Below are 24,746 nucleotides of genomic sequence, written 5' to 3'. Positions count from 1 at the left end.
CGCCAACGCCTCGACACAGGAGCCCTGTTGGTCCCGTATCGTGCCATGCTCGACGTCCCTCACGAGGTCGTTGAGCACGTTTCCTGGCTCATATACGCCCGAAGGTGTGAGCATGAACTCCCGCTGGCGCAGGCTGGGCTGCTTCCGGCAGGCTCTGCTGGTCCTGGTGCACCTGCGCAAGAACGAGACCGTGACTCAGGGCGCTGCGGGATTCGGCGTCTCCACCGCCACCGCCGGCCGGTACGTGAGCGAAACGGTCGACATCCTCGCCGAACGCGCCCCGAGTCTGCACGACGCCCTGCGCGAACTGCCGCCAGAGGGGCTCGTCATCCTCGACGGCACCCTGATCCCCACCGACCGTATCGCCGCGGACGAGCCGTACTACTCGATGAAGCACCGCCGTCACGGGATGAACGTGCAGGTCCTGGCCGCCCCGGACGGAACACCACTGTGGTTCTCCCGGGCTCTGCCCGGCCGCACGCACGACCTGACCGCGGCCCGCGCACACGGGGTGATCCAAGCCTGCCTGTCCCGCCATGTCCTCGTCCTGGCCGACCGCGCCTACCAGGGCGCCGGTGCCACTGTCCGCACTCCCTACTACCGCCACCACGAACTTCCAGAGCACTACCAGCAGTACAACCGGGACCACACCCGGCTGCGAGCACCGGGCGAACGCGCCTTCGCCCGCCTCAAGCAATGGCGGATCCTCCGTAAGGCCCGATGCAGCACCAACCGCATCGGCCGCACGGTCGCCGCCATTCACGCCATCGAGATCGCCTGGCGCTCAGGATGAGAAGCGTTCAGTGAACCTCTTTCATCCTGAATAGTCGCAGGTCAGTAGCACGTGGATGGCTTGGACGGTGCGGCTGACGCGGCGGGTGGAGGAGCGTGCTCTGCGCATGATGCGCCAGGACTTGAGTCGGGCGAAGGCACGTTCACCGGGGGCTCGGAGTCGGGCGTGGTCGCGGTTGAACTGCTGGTAGTGCTCGGGTTGTTCGCTGTGGTGGTAGTACGGGGTGCGGAATGTGGCGCCGGCGCCCTGGTAGGCACGGTCTGCCAGCACAAGGATCTGCCGGGTCAGGCAGGCCTGGACGATGCCGTGGGCCCGGGCCGCTGTCAGGTCATGTGTGCGGCCGGGTGTTGCGCGGGAGAACCACAGTGGTGTGCCGTCCGGGCGGGCGATGACCTGCACGTTCATGCCGTGCTTCTTGTTTTTCTGCGAGTAGTACGGCTGATCGGCGCGGACGCGGTCGGTGGGGATCAGTGTGCCGTCAACGATGACGTGGTCGCCCTCACCGAGGCCGGTGAGGGCTTCATGGAGGCCTGGGGCCCAGGAAGCCAGCACCTCCAGGGCTTCGTCCACGTAGCGCCAGGCGGTGGCCTGCGATATCGCGAACCCGGCGCCGAGTTCGGCGAACGTCTCGTTCTTGCGCAGGTGGACCAGCGTGAGCAGTGCCTGGTCGAAGCAGCCGAGCTTTCGCCAGCGGGTGTTGCGTGCGCGGCGGTGCTCGTACAGCAGCCAGGCAACGTGCTCGACGAGCTCATGCGGGACGTCGAGCATGGCAGGATACGGAACCAACAGGGCCCCTTCGGTCGCCGGTGTGCTGAGTGGAATCACCACGCCAACGACGAGGGGCCCTGCCTCGTCACCACACCCACTGACCAGCTCATCTCACCCGCCAGCACAGGATGAAAGAGGTTCAGTGAAGCCCAGATCGCGAGGCTGGAGCGGGAGTTGGAGCGTGGTCCACTGGCTCACGGCTGGGTGGACCAGCGGTGGACCCTGGCACGGATCAAGACGCTGATCGGCCGACTGTTCCAGGTCTCCTACACGGTCGAGGGCACCTGGCGGCTGCTGACGCGGCACGGCTGGAGCTGGCAGCAGCCCACCAGGCGGGCGATCGAGCGTGATGACGACGCGGTCGAGGTGTGGAAGAAGGAGACCTGGCCGCGGGTAAGAGCACCGCGGCGGAGCGCAACACCTGGATCGTCTTCGAGGACGAGGCCGGACAGTCGATGACTCCGCCGCGCGCCAGGACCTGGGGTCGGGTCGGCCAGACCCCGGTTGTGAGGGTGAGGGGCCGGGGCTCGGGGCGCGTGTCGATGGCGTGTATGGCCTGCTACAAGCCGAGCGAGCGGTCCCGGCTGATCTACGCGATCCGCGAGTACCGGGGCCGCAAGGACGAGCCGAAGGGCTTCGGCTGGCGCGACTTTCGCGACCTCATCGTCCGCGCCCGCATCCAGCTCGGCGGACCGATCGTGCTGGTCTGGGACAACGTCCGCCTGTACCTGACGGTCGGCATGCGCGCGTTCATCGACGCGAACGCCGAGTGGCTCACCTTGTTCCAGCTGCCCACCTACGCCCCGGACCTCAACCCGACCGAGGGTGTCTGGTCGCTGGTCAAGCGTGACATCGGCAACCTTGCTGCGGCCGACCTCGGCCAGATCACCCGCGCCGTGAAACGCAAACTGAAGATGCTGCAGTACCGGCCGGAGGTCATCGACGGCTGCCTCGCCGGCACCGACCTGGCCCTGGACCTGTGAGCATCGGGTCGACGGACCCGAAATCGGCCGAAGCCCAAAACCACTGGTCAGCTACGGTGGCGGCATGACTGACGGCCTGCCCGAGGACGTAGCCGACGTGCTTGACCTCGTCCTGAACCCGGACGAGCCTATTCACGTCGCCCTCCGACGGCAGGTGCCCCAACTCAGGGTGCAATCCCGTTGTCAGTGCGGGTGCGGCACTGCTTACTTCGATCTTGACGCCGACGCGGTGGAGCCCGCACCGACGCGTCCCGGCACCGTCGTAGCTGCCGACGTACAGCTCTTCACGGAAACCGGCGAGTGCCCTGGCGAGGCCCTGGTCTTCGCTCAAGGCGGCTACCTCTCATGGCTGGAGGTCTGCTCTCGGAGCGATGACTTCGAGGTGACCCTCGCCGCGGCGCGGCGCTGACTACAGCCACCGTCCTGAACCTGAGTCGGTTACAGCCGGCCTCTCGGACCCTGACGCCGCCACCACGAGTCGACCGACATCACGAGTTCAAGTTCAGTAGCATCCGGGAATCAGGTTCGCCGGTGTGGAGGAGTGCTCGTGGCACAGATTGTTCGGCGGCAGCAGACGAAGGCCTTCGTGGGCTACTTCTCCTTCGGGCTCCAGGACAGTGATGACGCAAGCCTTCCCGTCCCGTTCCCGGATGACTTCGCCACCGACACCTTCCTGGGCGTGCACCCGGGGCGTCTGGACGTCACCAGCGGCGGGCACACCCACACAGCGCTGCTGGACGTAGAGGTGTGGGACGCGGTACCGCCCCCGCAGAAGGCAGCCGACTGGGACGAGGTGGCCGAGGCGGACTTCGAGAGCATCAGCGGCACGATGGCGGTCTGGTCGATGCACACCGGGCGGATGGACGGCGACATCAAGCTCGGGGAGGCAGGGGGCTGCTGGCGGGTTCGGGCGTGTTGCTCGGGCCGGGCCGAGGCGGCAGCGCTATCCGAGGCCGAGGGCGCAGCGACGGGCGCGGAGCGGTACCTGCTCCAGTTCTGGCCCTCTTCCACCACAACGTGATGCACCGCGCCCGGCGGGACCGCGGGTCTGTCGGCCCCGTTCCCGCCAGGCGGTCCCGCGCTCAGGTGATGATCTTGATGGTGAAGCCGTCGTCCATGCCGTCGATGATGCGGTTCTTCATCTTGCCGATGAGTTCCGAGGGCCCCGGATCATAAAAACGGCGAGTGTGAGGCCGCAAACGATGGCAACGATTCCCAGGACAATTGGGATGGCCGGCACATGTCCACCACTTCCGGATACACCAAGGAATATGGCTACAGCTCCGACAAGGAGCATCACTACGGTTGCAATCCTCAGCCTCAGCATTGATTAACACCCTTTCCTATTTCTTCCATGATCATGGCCCGTATGGTCTCGCGTCCATCCTTCTGCGAGTTCGCCGCAGGAACTCGGCGCGCCAGATCAGCTCTGGCATGCAGGGTTTGAAGGCCACGTGGTCGCGGGCCACCAGCGCACTACCGCCTTCGGCCTGCGGGGACACGGGGACACGGGGACACGGGGCAGGGTTGCGAAACCTCGGCGCCCCTGTTGTCATCTAGATCATTGCGGTTCTGCACACATTTTGACGGAGCATCAGATTTTTGCTCAGATGTTCCTCAACTCTCGCCATCTTTGATCATGGGGATGGTGAACTGCATCTCATCGTCGGCCGTCTTCACAGAGTCGGCTGAACCGAGGGGGATACATGCAGAGAACATCCAGCGTGCTTGTAGGCTTCACCGGGTTGCTCCTCATGGCAACTGCCGTCCCGGCGTTTGCCGCTGATAAGCCGACGGCCCCGACCAGCCGTGTGGCGCCGCCTGTGGTCGCAGACGATGCACCTGTCGAGGCGGGGAGCATCACTGACAGTCCTGATGCAGGGGCGGTGACCGGATCGGACAGCGGCGGAGCGCTCGAGGAAGACGCTCTGATTCCGGGCGAGACCGAAGAGGTCATTGAAGCCCCTGACCCTGAATTCTCGGGCAAGTCGGGCCACGAGGATCTCCCCGCTGCGGCACGTTGCGAGCCCGCACGGTTCGCACATATAAGCAGGAACACAAAGAACACGATGTCGGTCAAGTACAAGACGTTCGTGAAGAACGACTTGAACTCATCGATCGACTTCAAGTTCACGTCCAAAAAGTCCGGCACGACGACCGTGGGCGCTTCGATCACCATCAGTGGCGAGGTGAAGGTGTTGTGGCTCGGAAAGCTCAAGGTCGACGTCAACGGCAGCGTCAGTCACAGCTGGACATCCGAACTCGGCGTCGAGACGGGCGGCAAGGTGAAGGCTCACTCCACCGTGAAGGGCGACTACGGCATCATGAAGGAGAACGTGTACGGCTACGTCGCGATGCAGCACAGCAACTGCAGGATCGGCGCCAGGCAGTACATGAACGTCTGGGCTCCGTACCGCGAGGGCTGGCGCATTCACAGCTGACCCATACACCCCGCTTGAGCGCCTCGTCATGACCGCTGGCGCCAGGACGCGTCTCACACACCTCAAGGAGTCATCGCATGCGCCGACATGTTGCCGCGCCGGTCCTACTGGCCCTCCTGCTCTCGGCATGTTCCACCAGCAAGAGTGGCGTCGGCTCGCAGGCCCCGGAGTCTTCATCGCCGAGCGCTACGGCGACGAACCCCAGCAAGGCCCCCCGAGACCCCCTGGCCATGCCGGAGAAGCCAGACTTCCTGCTTCCGGTGACCAAGGGCAGAGACAGTCGCACACTGCCCGTGTTCACGCCGGCCGAGAAGGTCTACACCATCCACGCCCTCTGCACGGGCAAGGGCACCATGACGATCCAGTACGGGCCCAAAGACTCGGACCCTTCCAAGATCACGTGCGGTGACCCGGTCACCGTCGGCCGTGTCTACACCGCGCCCGACGAACAGAAGCACCTGTCCGTGAAGGTCAACGGCACCGATATGCACTGGTCCATAGCCATCCTGTCCGGCACTCACGCCACGTGACGACCGGTTCACCTACTGGGTGAACCGGCCGCTGCGCCGCCGGCCGACCCTCACCTGGCTCGGAAAGCCACCCATGACAACGCCCCGCCCCCGGCACTCGAACTGCCAGGCGGCGGGGCGATTCGCATCATAGCCACGTCCGTATCAACCGGTTTCCACGCGGGCGGCAATGCGTATCCACTCGCGGTAGCCTCCCGTTGCCGCAGCGGCGGGCAGCGCACCGGGGAGCGATCCGGCCCCGGGGCGAAAGAAGGCATCAACGCGCCGGGATCTCAGACGGGCCTTGACCCCGGTTCCTGGACACGGGTTATGCGGCTTACGTGGGGCTTCCACCCGGATCGTGGACACGGGTTGTTATGCAGCGGTGGCCAGGGTAGTTGATCTCTGTTCGAAGGCGGCGGGCGCGAGATAGCCGATCGCCGAGTGCCTGCGCTGGTGGTTGTAGAAGCCGAGCCAGCGGAACACCGCGAGGCGGGCGGCCTGTTCAGTGGGCCAGCCGCGTCGGCTGGGCAGGATCTCTCGTTTGAGGGAGGCGAAAGACGACTCGGCGGCCGCGTTGTCCGCGCTCGAACCGACCGCTCCCATGAACCGGCTGATGCCGGCGATGCGGCAGGCGTCGGCAAACGCCTTGGAGCCGTACTGGACTCCGCGATCCGAATGGTGTGTGAGGCCGGTGAAGTCAGCGCCGGTGTGCCGGCGGCGCCAGATCGCCATCTCCAGCGCGTCCAGGGCGAGGGAGGTGTAGAGGGAGGTGGCGACCTGCCAGCCGACGACCATGCGGGAGAAGACGTCGATGACGAAAGCTGCGTAGACCCAGCCGGAGAAGGTTCTGATGTAGGTGATGCCCGCGACCCACAGCTGGTTCGGTGCGCTCGCGGTGAACTGCCGCTCGACCGGGTCGGCGGGCCGGTCGGTCTCGGGTGCGGGACCGTTGGTGCGTGGGCTCTTGGCCCGGATCACCCCGCGCAGACCGGCCGCGCGCATGAGGCGCTCGACCGTGCAGCGGGCCACATCGAATCCCTCGCGCCGGAGGGCGGCGTGGATCTTGCGGGCCCCGTAGACGCCGTAGTTGGCCTCGTGGATCCGGCGGATCTCCCTGGTGATCTCCTCGTCTCGCAGACTGCGGGCCGAGGGCGGACGGGTGCGGGCGGCCTAGTAGGTGCTCGGCGCGATCGGCGCATCCGTCTCGGCGAGGACGTCGCAGGTCGGCTGGACGCCGAACGTCTCCGTGTACTGGTCGATGTAGGCGACCTTCATCGCAGTGGAGGGTCTGTCAAACGAGCGGGTCTGTTCCGTAGTCGGTGGTGACGGTGAGTGCTTGCCTGTGATCATTGAGCGTGCATGATGCAAACACGCTTGTGGGAACGGTGTTTTCGGGGTTGTCGGCGTTGGTCATCGAGGATGTGGCGGACGGTGGCGAGATAGTCCGGGTTTCGGCTCGGACCCGGGATGTTCCCGTTCCCTGTCCGGTGTGCGGGGTGGTGACGGGGAGGGTCCACGGGTATCACGGCCGGACGGTGCGGGATGTGCCGGTCGACGGCCGGCAAGTCGTGGTCCGGGTGAGGATACGACGGCTGGTCTGTCCGGTCCTGGGCTGCAGGCGGCAGACCTTCCGAGAGCAGGTCCCCGGGCTCCTGGAGCGCCATCAGCGCCGCACCACACGTCTGACCGGCCAGCTCTCCGAGCTGGTCAAGGAGTTATGCGGCCGGGCGTCCGCCCGGCTCGCCCGGTCTCTGGCCGTGCCCGTGTCGTACGCCTCCGCCCTGCGGCTGCTGCGGCGGGTGGCCGTGCCGGAGGTGCGGATCCCGCGGGTGATCGGGGTCGACGACTTCGCCCTGCGGCGCCGGCACAGCTACGCCACGATCATCATCAACGCCGAGACCGGTGAGCGGATCGAGGTACTGCCCGGCCGCGAAGCCGCCACCTTGGAGGCCTGGCTGCGCGGACATCCGGGCATCGAGGCCGTGTGCCGGGACGGATCGGCCACCTATGCCGAGGCGGTCCGCCGAGCCCTGCCCGACGCGGTCCAGATCAGCGACCGCTGGCACCTGTGGCACAACCTCGCCGAGGCCGTCCGCAAAGAAGTCGCCGCGCACAGCACCTGCTGGGCGAAAGCGGGCCCGCCCCCGGCCGAGGGGAGACAGGCCGCCACCACTCGCGAGCGCTGGCAGCAGGTCCACGCCCTGCGCGAGCGCGGAGTCGGACTTCTGGAGTGCGCGCGCCGCCTGAACCTGGCTCTCAACACCGTCAAGCGCTACGACCGCGTCGCCGAGCCCGAGCGCCTCATCCGCGCCCCCAAGTACCGGCCCACCCTCGTGGATCCCTACCGCGATCACCTGCGCCGACGCCCGCTGGAGAACCCGGCCGTCCCCGTCACCCATCTCCTCCAGCAGATCAGGGAACTGGGCTACACCGGCAGCTCGAACCTGCTCGTCCGCTACATCAACCAGGGCCGCGTCGAGGCCGATCAGCCCGCACTCTCGCCCCGGCGCCTCGCCCGCTACCTGCTCACCCGCCCCGACCGCCTCAAGGACCACCAGCGGGAACGCATCGAGGCCGCCCGCACCGCCTGCCACGAGATGACCGCTCTGGCCGGCCTCATCCACCACTTCGCCGTGCTGCTGGATCCCGCTGACGGCAATGCCACTCTGCTGAGCACCTGGATCACCTCGGCCCAGGCCGAGGACCTGCCCCACCTGCATGCCTTCACCCGGGATGTCGTGGACCAGCAGGTCCAGGGCGACGCCGACGTCGAGAATGCGCCCGGAGTAGGGGCCCTGACGGCGGGTGGTCAGCTGCCACAGGTCTCCGAAGTCCCCGCGGTGAAGGAGCCGGGCGAGTTCGGTCAGCGGCGCCTGGTGGCGTTCGGTGTGCCCGACGGCGGCGAAGGTAAGAGCAGCAACTCCTCTTCGAAGCCCCGGTGCAGACTGCCGTATCCGCCGATCAAAGGCCCGTCCTTGCTGGGACTGCGCCTGGTGCGGTGAGCGAGCGTGCCCACCGGCAGGCACCACCGTCCATTGAGGAGATCGTCCAAGAACTGGCGAGAAACGGGTTCACTCCCGAGCAGGTAGGCCGAGCGTTGCTTCACCAGATCCGAGGTGGTCGGTACGGCGTCGAGCGGGCCGCTGCGTTCGCTGGGCTACTGGCCCGGGCCTATCACAGCGAGCAGGAGCGCCCTCGCTGAAACGAGAGCTGCCTGACCACGCTGATGCCGATGTCGGCCAGGAGTTGCTGTTGGTCAGGGTGTAGGAGGGACCAGCCCTGGCGCTGGGCGGTGATCCACTTCTCGGCCCGTGCGCTGTCCGGATGAGTGCGGGCGTGGTGGTAGGAGTACTGCCACCGCATCGGCCAGGGCGGGTTCCACCACGGGTCCAGGCTGGCCAGGACCCGGGCTTGAGGCGACATTCCACTCTTCTTGCGGGCGCGTTGGCGGTGTTCGGCCAGCCACCGCCCGATGGGGAACCCCTCGTATTCCTCGCCAGCGTGTGGGGCGAGGTGCCCGTGCTGGGCTGCGTAGGAGCGGGCGTGGGCGACGTCGGTGTCGAAGCGTGGTGTGGTGGTCAGTCGGTGGGAGTCACGGGGGCCGACCCGCGCCCGGGCGGCTTCGGGGGTGATGCCGATAGCGGCGAGGAGTTGCTGCTGGTCGGGGTGGAGGCTGGTGTAGAGGGTGCACTGGCGCTTGACCCAGATACCCAGGGCGTCTTTCCCGACGGGGAGACCGCCCACTGTGTCTGCTCCACGGCCGGCACGCATGTTGTCGCGGGCGCGGTAGTAGTTGCGCTGCCAGTGCAGGTCCCACGGCGGGTTCCACCATGGATCGATCGCGGCCAGTTGTCCGAGGTGCGGTGAGGCCGGCTCGCCTTTCCGGGCGCGCTGCTTGGTGCGGTTGCGCTGGCTGAACAGCCACATTCCGAGCGCGAAGCCGCTCTGCCGTGTATCGCGTGGGACGGCCAGGTGCCCGTGGACGTCTGCCCAGGCCCGGGCGTGTACCAGCGCGCTGTCGAACCGGGCGCGGCGCGGTGGTCGGGGCGCTGTCCGACCCGCGGAACTCCCAGCGGCCTGTGCCGGGCGACTGCAGGAAGGCCTCCCACCGGTGGCGCGCCTTCCTCGTCACCTTGTGGGCTCCCCAGGGCCCGTACGGGCGCAACAGGGGCAGTGGCCGTGGCGGCCGGTGCCTCGGCGATGGCCGTCTCCGGCTTCAGACCGAGCTGGTCGAGGAGATCGTGCTGGCCTGGCAGGAGCAGGTGGTAGCGGCGCTGCTGGATGCGCAGCCACTCCTGCGCCGGCTTGTCCATGAGCGGAAAGCCCGCACTCAACTCCTCGCCCCCCACCTGCTGGAGCTGCTGGCGCGCGTGTTCGTAGGAACGCTGCCAGCGCAAGTGCCAGGGCGGCCGCCACCACGGGTCGATCTGTGTCAAAGCCTCGGCACGGTCTGGCGACAGCACTCCGCGCCCCATCTGGCCGCGCCTGTCGGAAAGCCACCTGCCCAGTGGGTAATTCTCATGCACCGTGCTGGCACTGACTCCCGCCAGGCTTCCGTGCTCCGCAGCCCAGGTCCGGGCATGGGCGAGCGCCTCCTGCTCCCCGGCGCGCTGACTGCGACGCCGGGGCCGGGCATCCCGAGCCGCCGCGGCATTGATGCCCAGCAGTGCAAGGAGCCGTTGCTGCTGTCGGTTATTCGTACAGTTGAGACTTGTCCATCGCTGTTACCTGCAACATCTCAACTGCACTCACAGAAACCGAGGTTGAGCCGTCTGTCTGGCTGAGCTGCTCTGATGGGATGCAAGAGCTCCTGGGAGCCTCGGTGGCTAGCCTGGGACCTGGAGTGCCGCATCCCTATCGAGAATGTCTCAACTCCACGGATAATTTCTTGGATTGGAGTCCCTGGGTGCGGAGAAGTTGATCTTGATTTGAGGGGTTGGGGAGCCGCTCCAAGAGGGGCGGGCGGAGGCGAGGAGCAAGCCAGCGTTCATCAAAGTGCACCGGCAGCGGGGGTGCCCCTGTCCCTCCGTAGCTGGCGAGGGTGGCGTCCCAGAAGTGGCGGCTGGCCGTGCAACGACCGTCCTGCTGGCGCTGTCGGTTTTAGGCTGTCTGCAGCAGTTGGCCCCGCGCGCCAGGGAGAGCACGTTGACGCAGCAGTACCGGTTTCCCTGGCAGCGGCGGGTGTTCGTGCTGGACGAGCCGCCCGCTCAGGGCCGCTATGGATGGCCGTCCAGTGATGCCGAGGCCGGTGCGCTGCTGGCTCAGGAGCGGGCGACCGCGGTCATCGTTCTGCGTGGCGAACGCGGCATGGGTAAAACGTACGCTCTGCGTCAGGAACACGAGGCTCTGCTGGCCGACGGTCTGCATGCCGCCTGGCTGGAGCTGAAGCAGTGCACCACGACCCGGCTGGCGCAGACCCGCCTGCAGGCAGCGTTGACGCCCCCCGCGGAGCCGGGGGAGTGGCACGTTCTCCTCGATGGCCTGGACGAGGGCCTCAACGATCTTCCTCAGCTGGACCAGCTCCTGGATGAGGCGCTCGAGGAGGTGCCCGAACCTGACCGGGAGAGGCTACGTCTGCGGGTCACCTGCCGCAGCGCACGCTGGCCCGGCCGGTTCGAGGAAGCCCTGCGCACACGCTGGCAACCCGACGAGATAAAGATCATGGGGCTGGCCTCACTCGGCCGGGACGACGTAGCCGTCGCGGCCCGGGCGGTCGGGGTGGTGGACACCGACGCTCTCCTCGGGGCGATCCAGCAGCAGGGTCTGATCGCGCTGGCCACCCATCCGGTCACTCTGCTGCAGCTCCTCGACAGCTACGCCGACCACGCTCGCCTGCCGGCAACGGTGCACGACGCCTACCTCGGGGCATGTCTGCGTCTGTGCGCTGAAGAGCGTCGCTCGACCGACCTGCGTCAGCTGCAGGCTCAGGCATCTCCTGAACACCTGCTGGCCGTCGCGGCTCGGCTGGCCGCCACGATGCAGTTCGGCCCGTACACCGCCGTGACTGGTGCCCCCGTCACCGACCCCTCGGCTACGTCGGCAGACTTGCGGCTGTCACGCCTCGACGACTCCGACGAACCCGGGCACCTGGGCGGCCGCGTCCCGTGCACCCTCTGGAACCTGCGTCAGGTGACCGAGTCGAGCCTGCTGGTCCCGACCGGCGACCTGCGCTGGGTATTCGCCCACGACAGCTACCGCGAATTCCTTGCCGCTCACTTCCTGTGTATGCGCAATCTGCCGCCGCAACCGCAGCGCCAGCTGCTGTGGATCGGCGACGGCGAGGCCCGCCACATCATCCCCGCCCACCAGGAAGTCGCCGCCTGGCGCGCCACCAGCGATGCCGCCCTCTTCGCCGACCTCCTGCGCGACGACCCCCTCGTCCTGCTCCTGGCCGACCTGCCCAGCCTGCCCGACACCGAGCGCAAGCGCACAGTTGACGCTTTGTTCGCCCTGCTGGAACGGGATGACACGGTAAGCCTCGACCACAGCCTGCTGCACCGCCTCAACCACACCGGCCTGGCCGACCAGTTGCGCCCCCGCCTGCAGGAGGGCGGCGCGGACCATCTGCTGTATGCGGCCCTGAGCATTGCCCGGGCCTGCCCCTGCCCCGAGCTGGCCGACGTCTTGCTGGTTGTAGCCGAAGACGCCCGCCACGGCACTGGCGTGCGCACCGCGGCCCTGGCCGGTGTCACCGAGCCCACCCCGGACGCCCTCACCCGGATCACAGGGCTGACCGAGGACGCCTCGCCCGAGGTGATTGCGGCGGCGCTGCGCCACCTCTACCCCGGCCACCTGACGGTGACCGACTACCTCGACCGCATCCGCGACCCGGACCCCGCCTACGTGGGAGCAGCCTTCTTTCTGCGCCGCGAGGCTTCGGCTCAACTCGACGCATCCACCATCACCGAAGCAAGCGGGTGGGCCGGGCGTGTCCTGAAGGCGGGAAACGCCCAGGGCGCCAGTCCGGACCTGGCCCTGGCCGTGATGACCCGGGCGGTCACCCTCAACGAGGACATCCCCGCCCTCAACCTGGTGCCCCTCATTGGTGAAGGGCTCCTCGGCCGGGCCGGACACGAGGACCTCCTGCACAGTTCAGCCCTGCAAACCGCCCTCGAGGAACTGGATCAGGCGCTGGACGGCTGCCCTCATACCCGCCGCCTGCTCGCCCGCCATCTCCTCCAGCACGGCGACGACGATCCCTTCTACCTTCTGCTGTCAGCCATCCCCGGCGGCTCCTTCCTGCCCTCCACGGACCTGCTGTACTGGATGGAGCACTGGGACCAGCTGACCGCCATCAGCGCGGATCGCGCCCGGCAGGCTGTCCGGTTCGAACCTCCGGAAGACCCCGAGACCACGGCACGAGCCGACGTCGCACGTCGGGCCCACCCCACGCTCGCCGCCGCCACCGATTTCTGGAACACCTACCGGCACAGCCAGCAAGAACGAGCTGCACACGCCGAAGCACAGCAGCAGCAACGCCGCTTCGACCCAGCCGCCTTGAACAAGGCCCTCGACGAGGTCCGCGCCGCCCGCGGCCCCAGCGTCCTGAGCGCATGGAACCAACTCTTGCGCTGCCTGCGGCGCACACCGGACGGCTCACCACCAGCGCGGCAACTGACGAGCCTCCTCACCCTCGCCGCCCAGGCGCCCTCACGTCCCGCCGCCGGCACCGGCCCAGCCCGGCGCCTTGACGAGGCGGCCGTCCACCTCCTGACCGAACTCCCCCCCGCTGACCGCTCCCCACTTCCGGCCAGGCACAACCACCCGCCCGCCGACTGCGGAACTCACCGCCTTTGCCCTCGTCGACAACCCGCAAGCGCTGCACGCCGACCCCGCGCACTGGGCCGGCTGGGCCATCACCCTCGCCTCCAACACCGTCTACAGGGCCGACGAACGCGACCTCCAGCGCACCTGGCTCCAGCTATGTGTTCCGCGCGCCGGAAACCAGCTGCCCCCGCTGCTGCTGGACGCTCTCGACCACGCCTCAGACCAGACCCTCCGCGACCTCACCGGCGCCCTGGGCCAAGAGCCCCTGGGACTCAGACCCCTCCTGCACGCCTGGGCCCTGCACCGCGACCGCAGCCCCGCGCAGTGGCGGGCAGTCCTCGACGAACTCGACGCAGCCAACGACCCCGACGCCCTCCGCCACCTGATACACGCCCTGGACACCGACCCGAGCGTCCACGAACCCGGCTCGCCACCACGGCAACGATGGCTGTACGCCGCCCGCGCGCTGCTACGCCACGACACCCTTCCTGACCACTGGCCCACCCTGCGCCGCGGCCTGGGCGATCCCACGGTCCTCAAGGACTACGGCGACCCCTGGACGGCCTGACAACCGGGCCCGACAGCTGGCCCTTCGACCACCTCGACGAAGACGCACTCGCCGACCTCTACACCCTCCTGCTGGAGAATGTCGGCGTCGAACGCCTGCAACGGCCCCTGCGCAGCGGCTTCATCCAGGAAGAAGACCGCCTCGTCGACCTGCTGCGCCACCTCCCGCTCAGCCTCGCCTCCTGCGGTACCCACCACGCGGCGGCTGCCCTGCACCGCCTCGCTCAGGCGTATCCGCAGGTGTGGCAACTGCGCATGCTCGCCCGCGACACCGCCCGTACCGCAGCAGACCACAGCGTCCGGCCCCTCGAACCAGAACAGCTGATCCGGCTCGTCACCGACCACCAGACACGTCTCGTCCGCGACGCGCGCCAGCTCCTCGACCTGGTCCGTGAGTCCCTGGCCGTCCTGGAGGAAGATCTGCAGGGCCACAACGGGACGGCCGCCACCCTCTGGAACCGCAACCAGCACCGCTTCACCTCTGCCACCCAGTGCTGGCCCTGCTGGGAGGACGACCTCAGCGACGCTGTCGCCTCCTTCCTGCGCCGCGACATCGGCGGCCACCGCGTCGTCGTCAACCGCGAAGTGCAGGTACGGCGCGACGGCCTGCCCGGCCTGCGCACCGACATACAGATCGAAGCCCCCGCGCCCGCCGACACCGGCCGGCACACCCTCAGGGTCATCATCGAAGCCAAAGGATGCTGGAACCCCGAACTGCCCATGACCGCCCGCACCCAGCTGCGCGCCTACCTCAGCGAACCCGACACCGCCGGTCTGCTCCTCGTCGGCTACTTCGACTGCACCCGCTGGAACACTAAGAAACGCAGCTGCCCCGCGACCAACCACAACATCGACGACGTCCGCCGCGAGCAACACGAACAGATACGCCAACTGACCAGTGACGGAGTGCTGTTGGCCGCTGCGCACGTACTGGACTGCCGACTGCCTGGTGAGGACAGCGACTGGCGCAAAACGGCGGATGAGTCAGCGTAGGCGCCTGGGCCTGCCTGCAGCCCGGACCGTGAACGATCACTACCTGGAGGCGCCGCAGAACCGGACAGCGCTCACCGTCCGATCAGACTGACAACCGTCTTCCTGTCCAGAAGGCACGCCCCCTGCAAGGGGAAGCCGCCGGCCATGCCGCCTCTTGAGCCGCCCGCATCAGCAGGAGGCCCTGGCAGGGGAAGGCCCGCGGCCGGCGCGCAGGCATCAGGACTGTGCACGCGTAGCGCGCCGGCCCAGTCCCGCTCGGGCGTTTATAAAGGCCAGCGACCGGGCGTGAGGGCCCATTACGCTCCTCGGATGTCTGACAAGCGACCTCCCGGCACCCTGGGGGTTGATCTGCGCACACCGGGCCTTCGCCCGTGCGGTCTCTGCGGCGAGGTAAGGGAGATGACGAAGGCGCATGTGCCGCCTCAAGCGGTCGGCAACCGGGGCAGGGTGACCAGCGCAACCGTGCGGGTCCACAACAACGCACGCAGCCTCGGTCGGCTCGCTGCGGGCGGCATGTGGATGCGCGGCCTTTGCGGCGACTGCAACAGTCTCGCCGGATTGAACTACGACAGCGCTTATGGCGACTTCGCCAAGGCGCTGGACACCTACCAGCGCGCGCGCACGCTCCTGCACCTTCCGCAGGCTGACCCAGCGCCGCCCGTGCGGGTCGCCCCAGGCCGGGTCGCCCGGTCGATCCTGATCGGGATGTTCGCCACCACTCCTCAGTTACGGGTGATGTTCCCGGGTCTCGCCGTCGACCTTCGCGAGCGGCGCGATCACATCGCGCTGCCCGACGGGGCCTCGCTGCGCATGGCCCTGTATCCCCTGAGGCGGACACGCCTGGCCAGCATGTTCAACAACTACCGGGTGCTGGGGCGCAGGCAGTACTACAACGTGTTCTCCGAGGTCTACTTCCGGCCCCTGGCGTGGGCCTTGATACCCAGCGACCGCGGGTACGAAGAGCGCCTGGGCGAGTCCGTCTTCGATGACCGTGGATGGGCAACCGTGGACGAGTGGCTCCAGTACGGCGACGACGTCACAGCGGTCGATCTGCGAGACCTCTGCCGCCATGGTGTCCCCCACGTGCGTCACCCGCTGTCCGGGCCCGAGCAGGACAACTGGGTTCAGCTCTTCAGCGACAAGATCACGGCCATCATCGAGGGCGAGATTCCAGGGTGACGAGCTCAGACACAAGCGGTAGTGGCAGGATGCGATGCTGGCATCAAGGCAGCGGCGGCCCCGCCCGCTATAGGCTTCTGCACGCGCACAACACGTAGTGACGAGAGGGCTCTTGCTGATGGCCGAAGAGATCACCGGTGCTTTGACACGCTGGGACGTCTCAGCGGCACACCTGCCCGCGACGGTGCTGACTGCCCCAACGGGCGACCGTGTGTTTCTGCTCCCCGACTCAAGCATCGACGGTGTGGCCCTCTACCGGGACGATGTGGCCGGATTGATCAAAACACTGCGACACCGTGGCGTGGACATCGACTTCGCATACGCACGAGAAGACCGCCGCTATCTCAGCGAGTACGGGGCCAGCGAGGTGGTAGCCACCATCGGCATCGCTGTTGTCACCAACCTCACCACCGATCTGGTCAAAAGCATCGTTCTGACTGCCTGGCAGCGGGCGCGCTCCTCATTGGGGCCCAATTGCCCTGATGAGGAGGTCGACGAGGCGCGCGTGACGGTCAAGATCGCTGAGGTCGTCCGGACCGAGAACGAGACGGCCATCCGGGGTCTAGAGATCACCAGCCGGTTGGCAGACATCGAGAACGTCATCCAAGCGGTTGTGTCCGACCCGGCCCGTGCCGAGCTTCCCCCGGCAGATCCGAACAGTGCCGCTCCGGAGGACACCACCGGATGAGAGTCTCCGGCCTCGTCATCCGCACCGGGGCACCTCTGCCCCCGGCATCAGGCCCTGTGCGCCAGGCCATGATGTACAAGGACGGCGTGGCGGCCCTGCGGGAATCCATGCGCCTGTACGGGCAGTGCTGCCGCAGCATCTCCCTCACCCGGGGCCTGCCCCTGGCCCACCTCCCGTCTTGGGCGTCGACGACAGAGGAAATCCACCGCCGCGGACTGCGGACGATGAGCGCACAACGGGACTTCCTTATCCACGTGTGGTCGCAGGCCCGACGTCAACTGCGAGCCAAGATCGAAGTACTTACCGTGCCGCCTCCCTGGTCTGTCGGTCCACCCACCTCCGACCGGTGGAGCCACCGCCAGTACGCGGCGATGCTGCGTTCTCTGCACCTACCGCACGACACGCCCCGGCCCACCGACCCGTGGGACGACCTGGAAGCGGGGGCACGCACCTCGCTGGCCCGTGCCGTCGACGCCTACAACTTCCTCGAGGACAGCGAGCTTTCCGAACTCGCCCACCGACACGCTCACAACGTCGCGGCCCTCGTAGGCGGACTGTTCGGCTGCAACATCGAGTACTCCGACGACACTTACTGGGACGTATGCCGGCTCACGCTCATGCACAGCAGATGGGGCATGTCTGCTGGCTTCACCTCTACCCGAAACTGTTCCCTGTGCGCGCAGGACATCGACACCTGTCAGCACCTGCTCGACACCCAGTACGACGTCACCGTGCGCCATGACGCTCACGGAACATGCAACGTGTGCGGCCGACTCAGCTGTCCACACACCGACGGTGAGACCGTTTCAGCCTTCCCACGGCCCGTCATGTCCGAGTTGCACATCCACGAAGTGAGTCTGGTCTCCCGACCTAGAGACCCCCTGGCCCGCTTCATCAAGGTCGAGATGAGTCAGGATGCCCTTTTGCAGGGCCTGGGAGAGGATCCGTCTGGCAGAGACATCTGCTGCTACCGGTGCCTCCACCCTTGCAGTGGACTAACTAGCGAACCGGTACGCGGGCCTGCACGGAGAGTCTCACATCCGGTAGCCGTGTTTCCGTCTCGGCGAAGGCGGGCCCGCCTCGTTCATCCCGAACCATCTGCCCTCTGTGACTCGGGTTGACTGAGACACCGCAGGTCGCGAGGGCTTGGCGGGCGTGCCGACGGGCGGAGTTTGGTCCAGGTCGAGCGAGTCTGTGGGGTGGTGAGCGCTTTGCTACACCTGGGCCACCACAGGTCAGGTCTTCGCGGTGGCGCAGGTGCAGCAAGATCGGACACCCGGTGCCGGCCGATACGGCAGGGCCGTTCCCCCTTTCCGCCGAACTCCGAGCGCATCCTGCCCGAAGGGGCGCGCGACGACGGCCGCCGCGAACGACGGCGCACCAGCCAGGTCTAAGATTGCGGCACTTCACATGCGAGGGGGAGCACGTGCGGGATCCTGCAATGACCTCAACCGGCGGTCAGGCGTCGGCGTCCGGCCCGCCGCTCGGCGACCTGTTCCAGGTGATCGTCCCGCGCCCCATCAAACTCGCGGAATTCATCGCGAACCGGAGGGCGGAAGGTTACGTCCGCTACCTGCGGCCCTGGAACCTCGATTCCCCGCTCATCGTCGATCCCGACCACAGTGGCGATTCTGACTTCGACGACGGCCAGTGGCTGACCGACGCCCCACCGGAGAACCTCGTCCAGGCGGGCGACGTTCTCATGCCGCAGTTCTTCGGTCGCCGCGGACCCAGACTGAGCCTCGTCGGACAGATCAGCATTCCCGCCGCAGCGGCCCGTGCCCTCCTGATCCTGCGCCCGGTCGTCCCCATCGATCCCAGCCATCTCCGACTGATCACGGCGTTCCTGCGCTCCAGCCCCCAACTCCGCGCACTGTGCTCGACGCTCAAGGGCGACTTAAGGATCACGGCCAGCGCTCTGCACAGCCTCCGGGTCCCCGGTTGGGATGACGCGCTGTCGGCGGCGCTCGGCGAACTGGACTCCGCTAGCAGTCAGATGGCCCGCTGGCACCAGGAGGCCGAAAGCCTCGCCGACAACGTCTTCGGGGACAGCGAGGACCCCGTGCAGGCGCGCCGCTCGATCATCCGCGCCGGCCAGCTGATCCGTCTTCGGGCCGACGCCGCCGCCCAGCTCGATGACCCTGGCTACATTGCCCGTACGCGCTTCCCCTACCCGCTGGCGCAGCGCTGGCGGGAGGTCGAGGCCCGTATGAGCACCGACGACCGGGACCGCGCCTATAAAGCCGTCCTCGACGCCGCCGAGGCCCTGCTCGGCTTCTGCGCGCTGCTCGTGGCCAGCCTCGCGCAGGAGGCCGGCATCAGCTCCAAAGCGCTCAGGAGCCTGAAGAACAAGATCTCCACTCAGCTAGGCGGCCCGGGATTCGGCGACTGGACGCGGATACTCCAGCAAGCCGCGTCCGCGACCGGCACCGCCAGCCTGGACGCTGACCACCCCTTCCATGAACTCGGCGCCATCCTGGTCGAGGGCTCCGACACCGACCAGGCCGCCGCCCGCCTCGCGGGGCGACGCAACAACCACGCCCACGGCCGCGCCAACGAGCCGCTGCCTTCCGCCGGTGCCCTCGCCGAATCCTTCGCCGACCTGGCCCTGCTGTTCGAACGCGCCCGCTTCCTCGCCGACTGGTCGCTGCTCCACGTCACCTCGGTCAACTGGGACCGCCTGAGCGCCAGCGAGACGGTCGGCTACCGCCGGCTCACGGGCGACCACCCCGTCGTGCCCACCGCGACCATGGTCGTCACCGGCGCCGACCGGATCGAGGCCGGCAGCCTCTACCTCGCTGACCGCGACCAGAACCTCCACCCGCTCCGCCCGTTCCTCACCTGCGAGATCTGCGAAGCCTGCAGCAGCTGGTCAATCTTCCACGCCGACAAGGAGAACGGGCAGCTGATCCAGCGCAGCCTGGAGCACGGCCACAACTACCCCTACAGGGGCAATGAGGCACCGCTGCGCGCGGTCGGCCTGCGGTAGCTGGCCCAGTGCGCCGCCGCCGGGACGTCCTCGCCGATCAGTCGGCCCTGCGCTGATCCAAAGTGCAGGCGCCGACCGTGGCACGGGTGTTGTTGTACGGTCAGTACGGCTCCCGGCCGATACCGCGTTCTGCCGGGACGAGAAGCAGGCTACGGTGCGCCCGCGGGTGCTGATGGCGTCGGAGAACGTCAGCCGGGTGTGCGGGCCGCGGGGCAGGTCGACCAGCACGGTGGCGGTGCCCGCGACGCCTCGTCCGCGGTCAAGCCGCTCCGTACCGCCCCCAGGCGCGGCGCCTCCAGAGTTGGGCGTGGGGCCTCCACCAGGTCGGTGGGCCGCGGTTCGACGGCGATCTGCAGGGCCACATCTCGGGCCCAGCCGACCAGCTCGAGCAGATCGGCCACCGCGACACCGTCCCGGGCGCAGGCGGCCCAGGAGACGCGGAAGCCTCGAGCAGCAGTAGGCCCTTTTCCGGCCTGCTGCCCTCGATGGCCCAGGTGGGCTGAGACGCAGCAGCTGATGATGGCTTGGCGGGCGTGCTGGCGGACAGAGCTGGCCAGCTCACGACGTTCGCGGGCGGGCCGGCCGCCTCCTCAATTCTCCGCAACGTCGGCCAGGACGGCGCTCGGGAGTGCGAGCTAGTGCTCTGACCGCGTAAGTTCGCCGGGTCGGAGGTCGTGGCGGTTGGATGGGCGGTGTCGTCCGATCCGACCGCTGGAGGCGCGGTGGCCGAGCCTGTCCGTGTGCGCAGACTGACCGACCAGGAGGGGCAGAAGCTGCAGCAGATCGTGCGCCGGCGCAGCACCAGTTCTGTGCGTTACCGGCGCGCGATGATGCTGCTGGCCTCGGCCAGCAGGAACCGGGTGCCGGTGATCGCCCAGCTGGTGCAGGCCGACAAGGACACCGTGCGCGACGTGATTCACAGATTCAGGGGCGTCCCATGGTGCGGCGGCAATGAACAGTCGCCGCAGGACCGGTGGCCGGGCAGAGTGGCCATCAGTCCGATATTGAGTTACCGCAGCAGATCGGCCACAGCGGCGACCGCCGTGGTCACTGCAGCCACCAGCGCGAGGACGGCCCCGAAGGCAGTTCCCGCCCGTAGGATGGCCGCTGGGTAGGACCCTCCGTCCCGACGCACCAGGTAGCCGACGCCGGCACCGGTCAGTGCGGCCATCAGCAGTAGCAGTGCACTGGCCGACACCACCATGAAAGCAACCACAGCCATCATCCTCCGCCTTCTTGAACCCGCAGCAGCGGTGCGGGGCTGGGCAGTAGGACACGGCATGGTGAGAGGCCGGGCACAGCCGATCCGGATCGGCCGGACAAGCTGAGAAGGGAAGCCACGTCAGACGGCCGCGTCCGGAGGTAAGGACCGGACGCGCCGGACGCCACAAGGGCACGCTGGGCAGCAGCGGCCGTGGGCATGGCGTTCGTAGTTGCCTCACTGGTGAGAAGGCAACGCAAAAAGCGGCGGAGGACGGCAACACTTGACACACAGCCACTATCCGGCGGAGGCACATGAAGAAGCAGGACAACAACCGTCATCCGGGACGTGCGGCGCTGCAAAGGGAGTTGGCCTCTCTGGAGAAGGCTGCCCTGGGCGGTCGTCCGGGCCGCTCACGGGCGCAGGCGTGCCGGGAGGCGGGCCAGACGACATCGACAGCTTCCGACTGGTTCAAAGGCAACAGCGTTCCCGGTGAGTTCGACGCCCTGTGGTCGCTCGTAGCCGTCCTCGAACGCTGGTGGATGGAAGCGAACCCGCGGCCATCTCAGAACGTTGAGACCACACTGGCAGCCCGCCGCAAGAAGTGGCGCGCCCTGTGGGATCAGGCGCGCGAGACTCCGCCAGCAGGGACGGCTCCCCAGGGGGCCTCACACTCGCAACCGGCTGCCGCAGCACCCTCCTCGAGTACCGAGGCGGTGCCCCGTCGGACGGAAGCCGACCCTGAGGCGGTGCACGATGGACCCGGTTCTGAGCCAACCCTTTCCCTCGCGGGTTGTGTCCTGTTGCCCGTCGGCCTTGATGCACTGTTTTTCCCGATCACCTCCATATCGGACGACAGCAGACACTTGGAGTTCGCGTTCAAGGCGGAAGGGGCTCTCACCTTCCTGGTGAGCGAGCTCGTCAGTCAGGGCGCCACGGGTGTTGGAACCGATCCGGGCAGTTCTCTTGCAGCGGCCAGAGCCGGCCTGTCCCCGCCAGTACGAGGGCTCACCCGCGTCCTGGACGCGACCAACGAGACAAGGGAAATGATCAATCTCGCTTTTCGCCCCATCGCCGCCGAATTGGGGCTCGACCCCCAACGCGTCGATGTGGTGGGCCACCCGATCACAGGACCGCAGGGCTATGTGACGGAACTGGCACCCGAGAAGCAGAAGTCGTGGTCGGACCTTCTGCTCGTACACAGCACGACCTATCACCTGCTCCTCGGCATCGACTCACGGGTGCAGATCGACGTACCGCTGCGGGAATTCTCCGCCGCGGTCCATAGACTCAGACGTTCGGCACAGAGCTCGGTCTCCGCCACCACACTCGGATTCCTGAACACCGTCGCGCACAGCTACCACCCGCACCTGGTCGGCGCTGTTTCACCCTTGGTATCCAGCCTGGACAGCCCATGGATTGACGCCTTCGAGACCTACATCAAAGAGGTCGCCTACCAGGAGTACACGGCGATCCGATCCGAACTCGGATACCTCGCAGGCGCCGAGGCCATGCTCGAACGCACCTGGTCGGTATCACGCCGGCTACTCAACCTCGCCTCGGCCAAAAACCTTCTCAAACAGACCGTACGCACCGTGAAGATCTCCTCAGGAACCTCTTCACGTCCACCGGCCGCCCTCGCCGACTACTTCGCGCGCACACGCTACCTGCCACCGGTCATCAAGACGACCGCACCCCTGACCCGTGCCTTGAACGCCTGGAACGCACGCCATCAATACGGCATGCTGCACTTTAAGTTCAATCACTTCGAATGGCTGAGCGGATCCCGTATCCCCAGACTCCAGACAGGAGCCGCAAAGGTCTCCCTGGACTGGATGCAGAAGGAATACAAGTCGGACCCTCCGGGAGACATCCGAGAGGAGGCCATGCAACTGGCCTTCGAAAAATTCTTCGCCAGGAACCTGATCGCACCGTGCGAATGCCCGGTTCACGGTTACGTTGTCTGCTACGACGACCTCGACGTGCGGTGGGGCGACGAGGACTTGGAGGTGTCCTTTGCCGTGTGCTGCGAGGAAGCAGGGCGCATGACGCTGGTCAACATGATGGCGTATCGATCACTCCGGACATGACGACGTCGGCCTCCAAAACCACTGCTGAGTCTTGGAGACCGACAACTAGTGTTGTGACCGGGAACCTTTGCCGGGTTGCTCGTTGTGCTGGGTGCCTGTGACGGAATTCGGCAAGGGGGCGGGTATGGCATCACCGGTTAGGGTTCGCCAGCTTACCGAGCAGGAGGGACAGAAGCTGCAGCGGATCGTCCGGCGGGGCAGCACCAGTTCGGTGCGGTTCCGGCGGGCGATGATGCTGCTGGCCTCGTCGGGCGGCAGCCCGGTCCCAGTGATCGCGCAGCTGGTCCAGGCTGACGAGGACACCGTCCGGGACGTGATCCACCGGTTCAACGAGGTGGGGCTGGCCTGTCTGGACCCTCGGTGGGCGGGAGGCCGTCCCCGCCTGCTGAGCATTGAGGACGAGGACTTCGTCATCGAGGCGGCCACCACCCGGCCTACCGTGCTGGGCAAGCCCTTCACCCGCTGGTCAATCCGCAAGCTCGCCGAGCACCTGCGGCGCAACATCGCCCGCCCGGTGAGGATCGGCCGGGAGGCCCTGCGCTGCCTACTGCTCCGCCGCGGGATCTCCTTCCAACGCACCAAGACCTGGAAGGAGTCCCCGGACCTGGACTTCGACGCCAAGCTCGACCGGATCGAGTTCGCGCTCACCGAGCGGCCGGACCGGACCTTCGCCTGGACGAGTTCGGCCCGCTCGGCATCCGCCCGATCGCAGGATCGTGCTGGGCTCCCCGGTCGAATCCGGACCGACTGCCGGCGACCTACCGCCGCACCCACGGCATCACCTACTTCCACGGCTGCTACTCGGTCGGCGACGACCGGCTCTGGGGAGTTGTCCGCCGCCGCAAGGGCATCGACCACACCTGGGCGGCACTGCGGTCGATCCGCGCGGCCCGCCCGGACGGCGCCCCGATCTACGTGATCCTCGACAACCTGTCCGCGCACCTGAACCGGCGGATCCGCCGCTGGGCCGACCGGAACAAGGTCGAGCTCTGCTTCACCCCGACCTATGCATCCTGGGCCAATCCGATTGAGGCCCACGTCGGGCCCCTGCGGCAGTTCACCCTCGCCAACTCGAACCACCCCAACCACACCGCCCAGACCCGCGCCCTGCATGCCTACCTGCGCTGGCGCAACGAGAACGCCCGCCATCCGGACGTCCTCGCCGCCCAACGACGCGAACGCGCACGCATCCGCAGCGAGAAACACATCCGCTGGGGCGGCAGATCTCTCCAGCTTGCGGCCTGAACCGGCAGACCTGCTGAGCACAGCATCAGTCGTCGAACTCGAAGCCTGCCGTCTCCGCACGGGCAACAAGCTCGCGAACCGCGCTGGGGCTCGAGATCACGGGCTCAAGGGCAGTCTTGAGCTGAGTGAGGTCACTCAAGCTCCCGAGCGCACAGAACATGCCGCCCTCGCTGTCGAAGTCGAGACGCTCAGCAAGATCCGGCCAGGCGAACTGCACAAGACCTTCCCAGAAGTACCCGTTCGACTCGTGTCCGGCGGCAACCACTGCCGCATCAGCGGCCAGGTCGCCGGCATCGAGCGTCAGCGAGTGCTCACCATCGAAGTCATGCAGGGTGATAGTCACGCCGCGATCTTCCCACCCCCGGCACACAGACTGCCCAGCCCATTCAAACTGCTCGTCCACGCCTGACTCGGCGAACCTTTCCGGTCACAGCACTAGTAGGGCTTGGTCAGGTCGGTATCGGTGTAGGTATGTCGCGGTGGCAGGTGGGGCAGGCACCGGTCCAGAGGGCGAGGAGTGTCTGTAGCTC

At 67.4% G+C, this 24,746-nt stretch carries 17 protein-coding genes and 8 pseudogenes; 16 read left to right on the top strand and 9 right to left on the bottom strand.

Translation table 11 applies throughout. From position 1 onward, the window contains the following. Nucleotides 1-45: 45 nt before the first annotated feature. Nucleotides 46-793, top strand: a pseudogene (locus ACGFS9_RS31920) (transposase family protein). Nucleotides 794-814: 21 nt separating this feature from the next. Here ACGFS9_RS31920 and ACGFS9_RS31915 read toward each other — a convergent pair. After that, on the bottom strand, nucleotides 815-1,621 hold the full coding sequence (locus tag ACGFS9_RS31915; protein ID WP_393258272.1) for an IS5 family transposase: 807 nt from the start codon (nucleotides 1,619-1,621) through the stop codon (nucleotides 815-817). A 75-nt stretch (nucleotides 1,622-1,696) separates the two neighbouring features. Here ACGFS9_RS31915 and ACGFS9_RS31910 point away from each other — a divergent pair. The 6 genes and pseudogenes from ACGFS9_RS31910 to ACGFS9_RS31885 form a co-directional block, all read left to right on the top strand. After that, nucleotides 1,697-2,020, top strand: a pseudogene (locus ACGFS9_RS31910) (winged helix-turn-helix domain-containing protein); the annotation flags it as partial. Next, on the top strand, nucleotides 2,017-2,544 hold the full coding sequence (locus tag ACGFS9_RS31905) for a transposase (RefSeq protein WP_393258304.1): 528 nt from the start codon (nucleotides 2,017-2,019) through the stop codon (nucleotides 2,542-2,544). The pseudogene ACGFS9_RS31910 and the gene ACGFS9_RS31905, both read left to right, overlap by 4 nt. Before the next feature lie 64 nt (nucleotides 2,545-2,608). Beyond that, nucleotides 2,609-2,953, top strand: coding sequence for a hypothetical protein (locus ACGFS9_RS31900; protein ID WP_393258270.1), 345 nt, complete (start codon nucleotides 2,609-2,611; stop codon nucleotides 2,951-2,953). 138 nt (nucleotides 2,954-3,091) lie between these two features. Continuing rightward, a complete protein-coding gene (locus tag ACGFS9_RS31895; protein ID WP_393258267.1) occupies nucleotides 3,092-3,565 on the top strand; it encodes a hypothetical protein in 474 nt (157 codons plus the stop codon). Between the two features lie 685 nt (nucleotides 3,566-4,250). After that, a complete protein-coding gene (locus tag ACGFS9_RS31890) occupies nucleotides 4,251-4,985 on the top strand; it encodes a hypothetical protein (RefSeq protein WP_393258265.1) in 735 nt (244 codons plus the stop codon). 230 nt (nucleotides 4,986-5,215) lie between these two features. Beyond that, nucleotides 5,216-5,515: a hypothetical protein gene (locus ACGFS9_RS31885; protein ID WP_393258263.1), complete on the top strand. Its 300-nt coding sequence runs from the start codon at nucleotides 5,216-5,218 to the stop codon at nucleotides 5,513-5,515. 354 nt (nucleotides 5,516-5,869) lie between these two features. Here ACGFS9_RS31885 and ACGFS9_RS31880 read toward each other — a convergent pair. Next, a pseudogene (locus tag ACGFS9_RS31880) lies at nucleotides 5,870-6,649 on the bottom strand (IS3 family transposase); the annotation flags it as partial. 233 nt (nucleotides 6,650-6,882) lie between these two features. Between ACGFS9_RS31880 and ACGFS9_RS31875 the strand changes: the two are divergent. Then, a pseudogene (locus ACGFS9_RS31875) lies at nucleotides 6,883-8,223 on the top strand (ISL3 family transposase); the annotation flags it as partial. A 448-nt stretch (nucleotides 8,224-8,671) separates the two neighbouring features. Here ACGFS9_RS31875 and ACGFS9_RS31870 read toward each other — a convergent pair. The 3 genes and pseudogenes from ACGFS9_RS31870 to ACGFS9_RS31860 all read right to left on the bottom strand — a co-directional run. Next, the gene (locus ACGFS9_RS31870) at nucleotides 8,672-9,424 is read right to left on the bottom strand and encodes a helicase associated domain-containing protein (RefSeq protein WP_393258302.1); all 753 of its coding nucleotides are present in this window, start codon (nucleotides 9,422-9,424) and stop codon (nucleotides 8,672-8,674) included. Continuing rightward, nucleotides 9,398-9,517 (bottom strand): annotated as a pseudogene (locus ACGFS9_RS31865) (helicase associated domain-containing protein); the annotation flags it as partial. The gene ACGFS9_RS31870 and the pseudogene ACGFS9_RS31865, both read right to left, overlap by 27 nt. Nucleotides 9,518-9,930: 413 nt before the next feature. Further along, nucleotides 9,931-10,155, bottom strand: a pseudogene (locus tag ACGFS9_RS31860) (helicase associated domain-containing protein); the annotation flags it as partial. A gap of 487 nt (nucleotides 10,156-10,642) precedes the next feature. Here ACGFS9_RS31860 and ACGFS9_RS31855 point away from each other — a divergent pair. Further along, the gene (locus tag ACGFS9_RS31855) at nucleotides 10,643-13,756 is read left to right on the top strand and encodes a hypothetical protein (RefSeq protein ID WP_393258261.1); all 3,114 of its coding nucleotides are present in this window, start codon (nucleotides 10,643-10,645) and stop codon (nucleotides 13,754-13,756) included. A 51-nt stretch (nucleotides 13,757-13,807) separates the two neighbouring features. On the opposite strand, the gene ACGFS9_RS31850 is transcribed toward ACGFS9_RS31855, so the two are convergent. Further along, nucleotides 13,808-13,993 carry a hypothetical protein gene (locus tag ACGFS9_RS31850; RefSeq protein WP_393258258.1) on the bottom strand — a complete coding sequence of 62 codons (186 nt, stop codon included), beginning with the start codon at nucleotides 13,991-13,993 and terminating at the stop codon, nucleotides 13,808-13,810. A 93-nt stretch (nucleotides 13,994-14,086) separates the two neighbouring features. On the opposite strand from ACGFS9_RS31850, the gene ACGFS9_RS31845 reads away from it, so the two are divergent. The 4 genes from ACGFS9_RS31845 to ACGFS9_RS31830 all read left to right on the top strand — a co-directional run bounded on the left by ACGFS9_RS31845 (nucleotide 14,087) and on the right by ACGFS9_RS31830 (nucleotide 19,680). Further along, a complete protein-coding gene (locus tag ACGFS9_RS31845; protein WP_393258255.1) occupies nucleotides 14,087-14,824 on the top strand; it encodes a hypothetical protein in 738 nt (245 codons plus the stop codon). A 309-nt stretch (nucleotides 14,825-15,133) separates the two neighbouring features. Continuing rightward, a complete protein-coding gene (locus ACGFS9_RS31840) occupies nucleotides 15,134-16,003 on the top strand; it encodes a hypothetical protein (RefSeq protein ID WP_393258252.1) in 870 nt (289 codons plus the stop codon). A gap of 118 nt (nucleotides 16,004-16,121) precedes the next feature. After that, nucleotides 16,122-16,691: a hypothetical protein gene (locus ACGFS9_RS31835; protein WP_393258249.1), complete on the top strand. Its 570-nt coding sequence runs from the start codon at nucleotides 16,122-16,124 to the stop codon at nucleotides 16,689-16,691. A gap of 1,441 nt (nucleotides 16,692-18,132) precedes the next feature. Next, nucleotides 18,133-19,680: a restriction endonuclease gene (locus ACGFS9_RS31830; RefSeq protein WP_393258247.1), complete on the top strand. Its 1,548-nt coding sequence runs from the start codon at nucleotides 18,133-18,135 to the stop codon at nucleotides 19,678-19,680. Nucleotides 19,681-19,868: 188 nt separating this feature from the next. Here ACGFS9_RS31830 and ACGFS9_RS31825 read toward each other — a convergent pair whose 3' ends face one another. Next, entirely contained in the window at nucleotides 19,869-20,081 is a 213-nt protein-coding gene (locus ACGFS9_RS31825) for a hypothetical protein (RefSeq protein WP_393258244.1), read from the bottom strand. 321 nt (nucleotides 20,082-20,402) lie between these two features. On the opposite strand from ACGFS9_RS31825, the pseudogene ACGFS9_RS31820 reads away from it, so the two are divergent. Then, a pseudogene (locus ACGFS9_RS31820) lies at nucleotides 20,403-20,630 on the top strand (IS630 family transposase); the annotation flags it as partial. Between the two features lie 59 nt (nucleotides 20,631-20,689). Here the strand turns inward: ACGFS9_RS31820 and ACGFS9_RS31815 are convergent. Further along, the gene (locus ACGFS9_RS31815) at nucleotides 20,690-20,905 is read right to left on the bottom strand and encodes a hypothetical protein (protein ID WP_393258306.1); all 216 of its coding nucleotides are present in this window, start codon (nucleotides 20,903-20,905) and stop codon (nucleotides 20,690-20,692) included. Between the two features lie 290 nt (nucleotides 20,906-21,195). Here ACGFS9_RS31815 and ACGFS9_RS31810 point away from each other — a divergent pair, with 290 nt between their 5' ends. Both ACGFS9_RS31810 and ACGFS9_RS31805 read left to right on the top strand, forming a co-directional pair. Continuing rightward, a complete protein-coding gene (locus tag ACGFS9_RS31810; RefSeq protein WP_393258241.1) occupies nucleotides 21,196-22,971 on the top strand; it encodes a hypothetical protein in 1,776 nt (591 codons plus the stop codon). Nucleotides 22,972-23,095: 124 nt separating this feature from the next. Continuing rightward, nucleotides 23,096-24,216, top strand: a pseudogene (locus ACGFS9_RS31805) (IS630 family transposase). Nucleotides 24,217-24,241: 25 nt separating this feature from the next. On the opposite strand, the gene ACGFS9_RS31800 reads toward ACGFS9_RS31805, so the two are convergent. After that, the gene (locus ACGFS9_RS31800; protein WP_393258240.1) at nucleotides 24,242-24,559 is read right to left on the bottom strand and encodes an Imm51 family immunity protein; all 318 of its coding nucleotides are present in this window, start codon (nucleotides 24,557-24,559) and stop codon (nucleotides 24,242-24,244) included. Between the last annotated feature and the right edge of the window lie 187 nt (nucleotides 24,560-24,746).

Source organism: Streptomyces sp. NPDC048566, assembly GCF_043199735.1.
GTDB lineage: Bacteria > Actinomycetota > Actinomycetes > Streptomycetales > Streptomycetaceae > Streptomyces.
The sequence above is the reverse complement of the archived record's forward strand: the minus strand, read 5'-3'. Positions and strand labels throughout refer to the sequence as shown.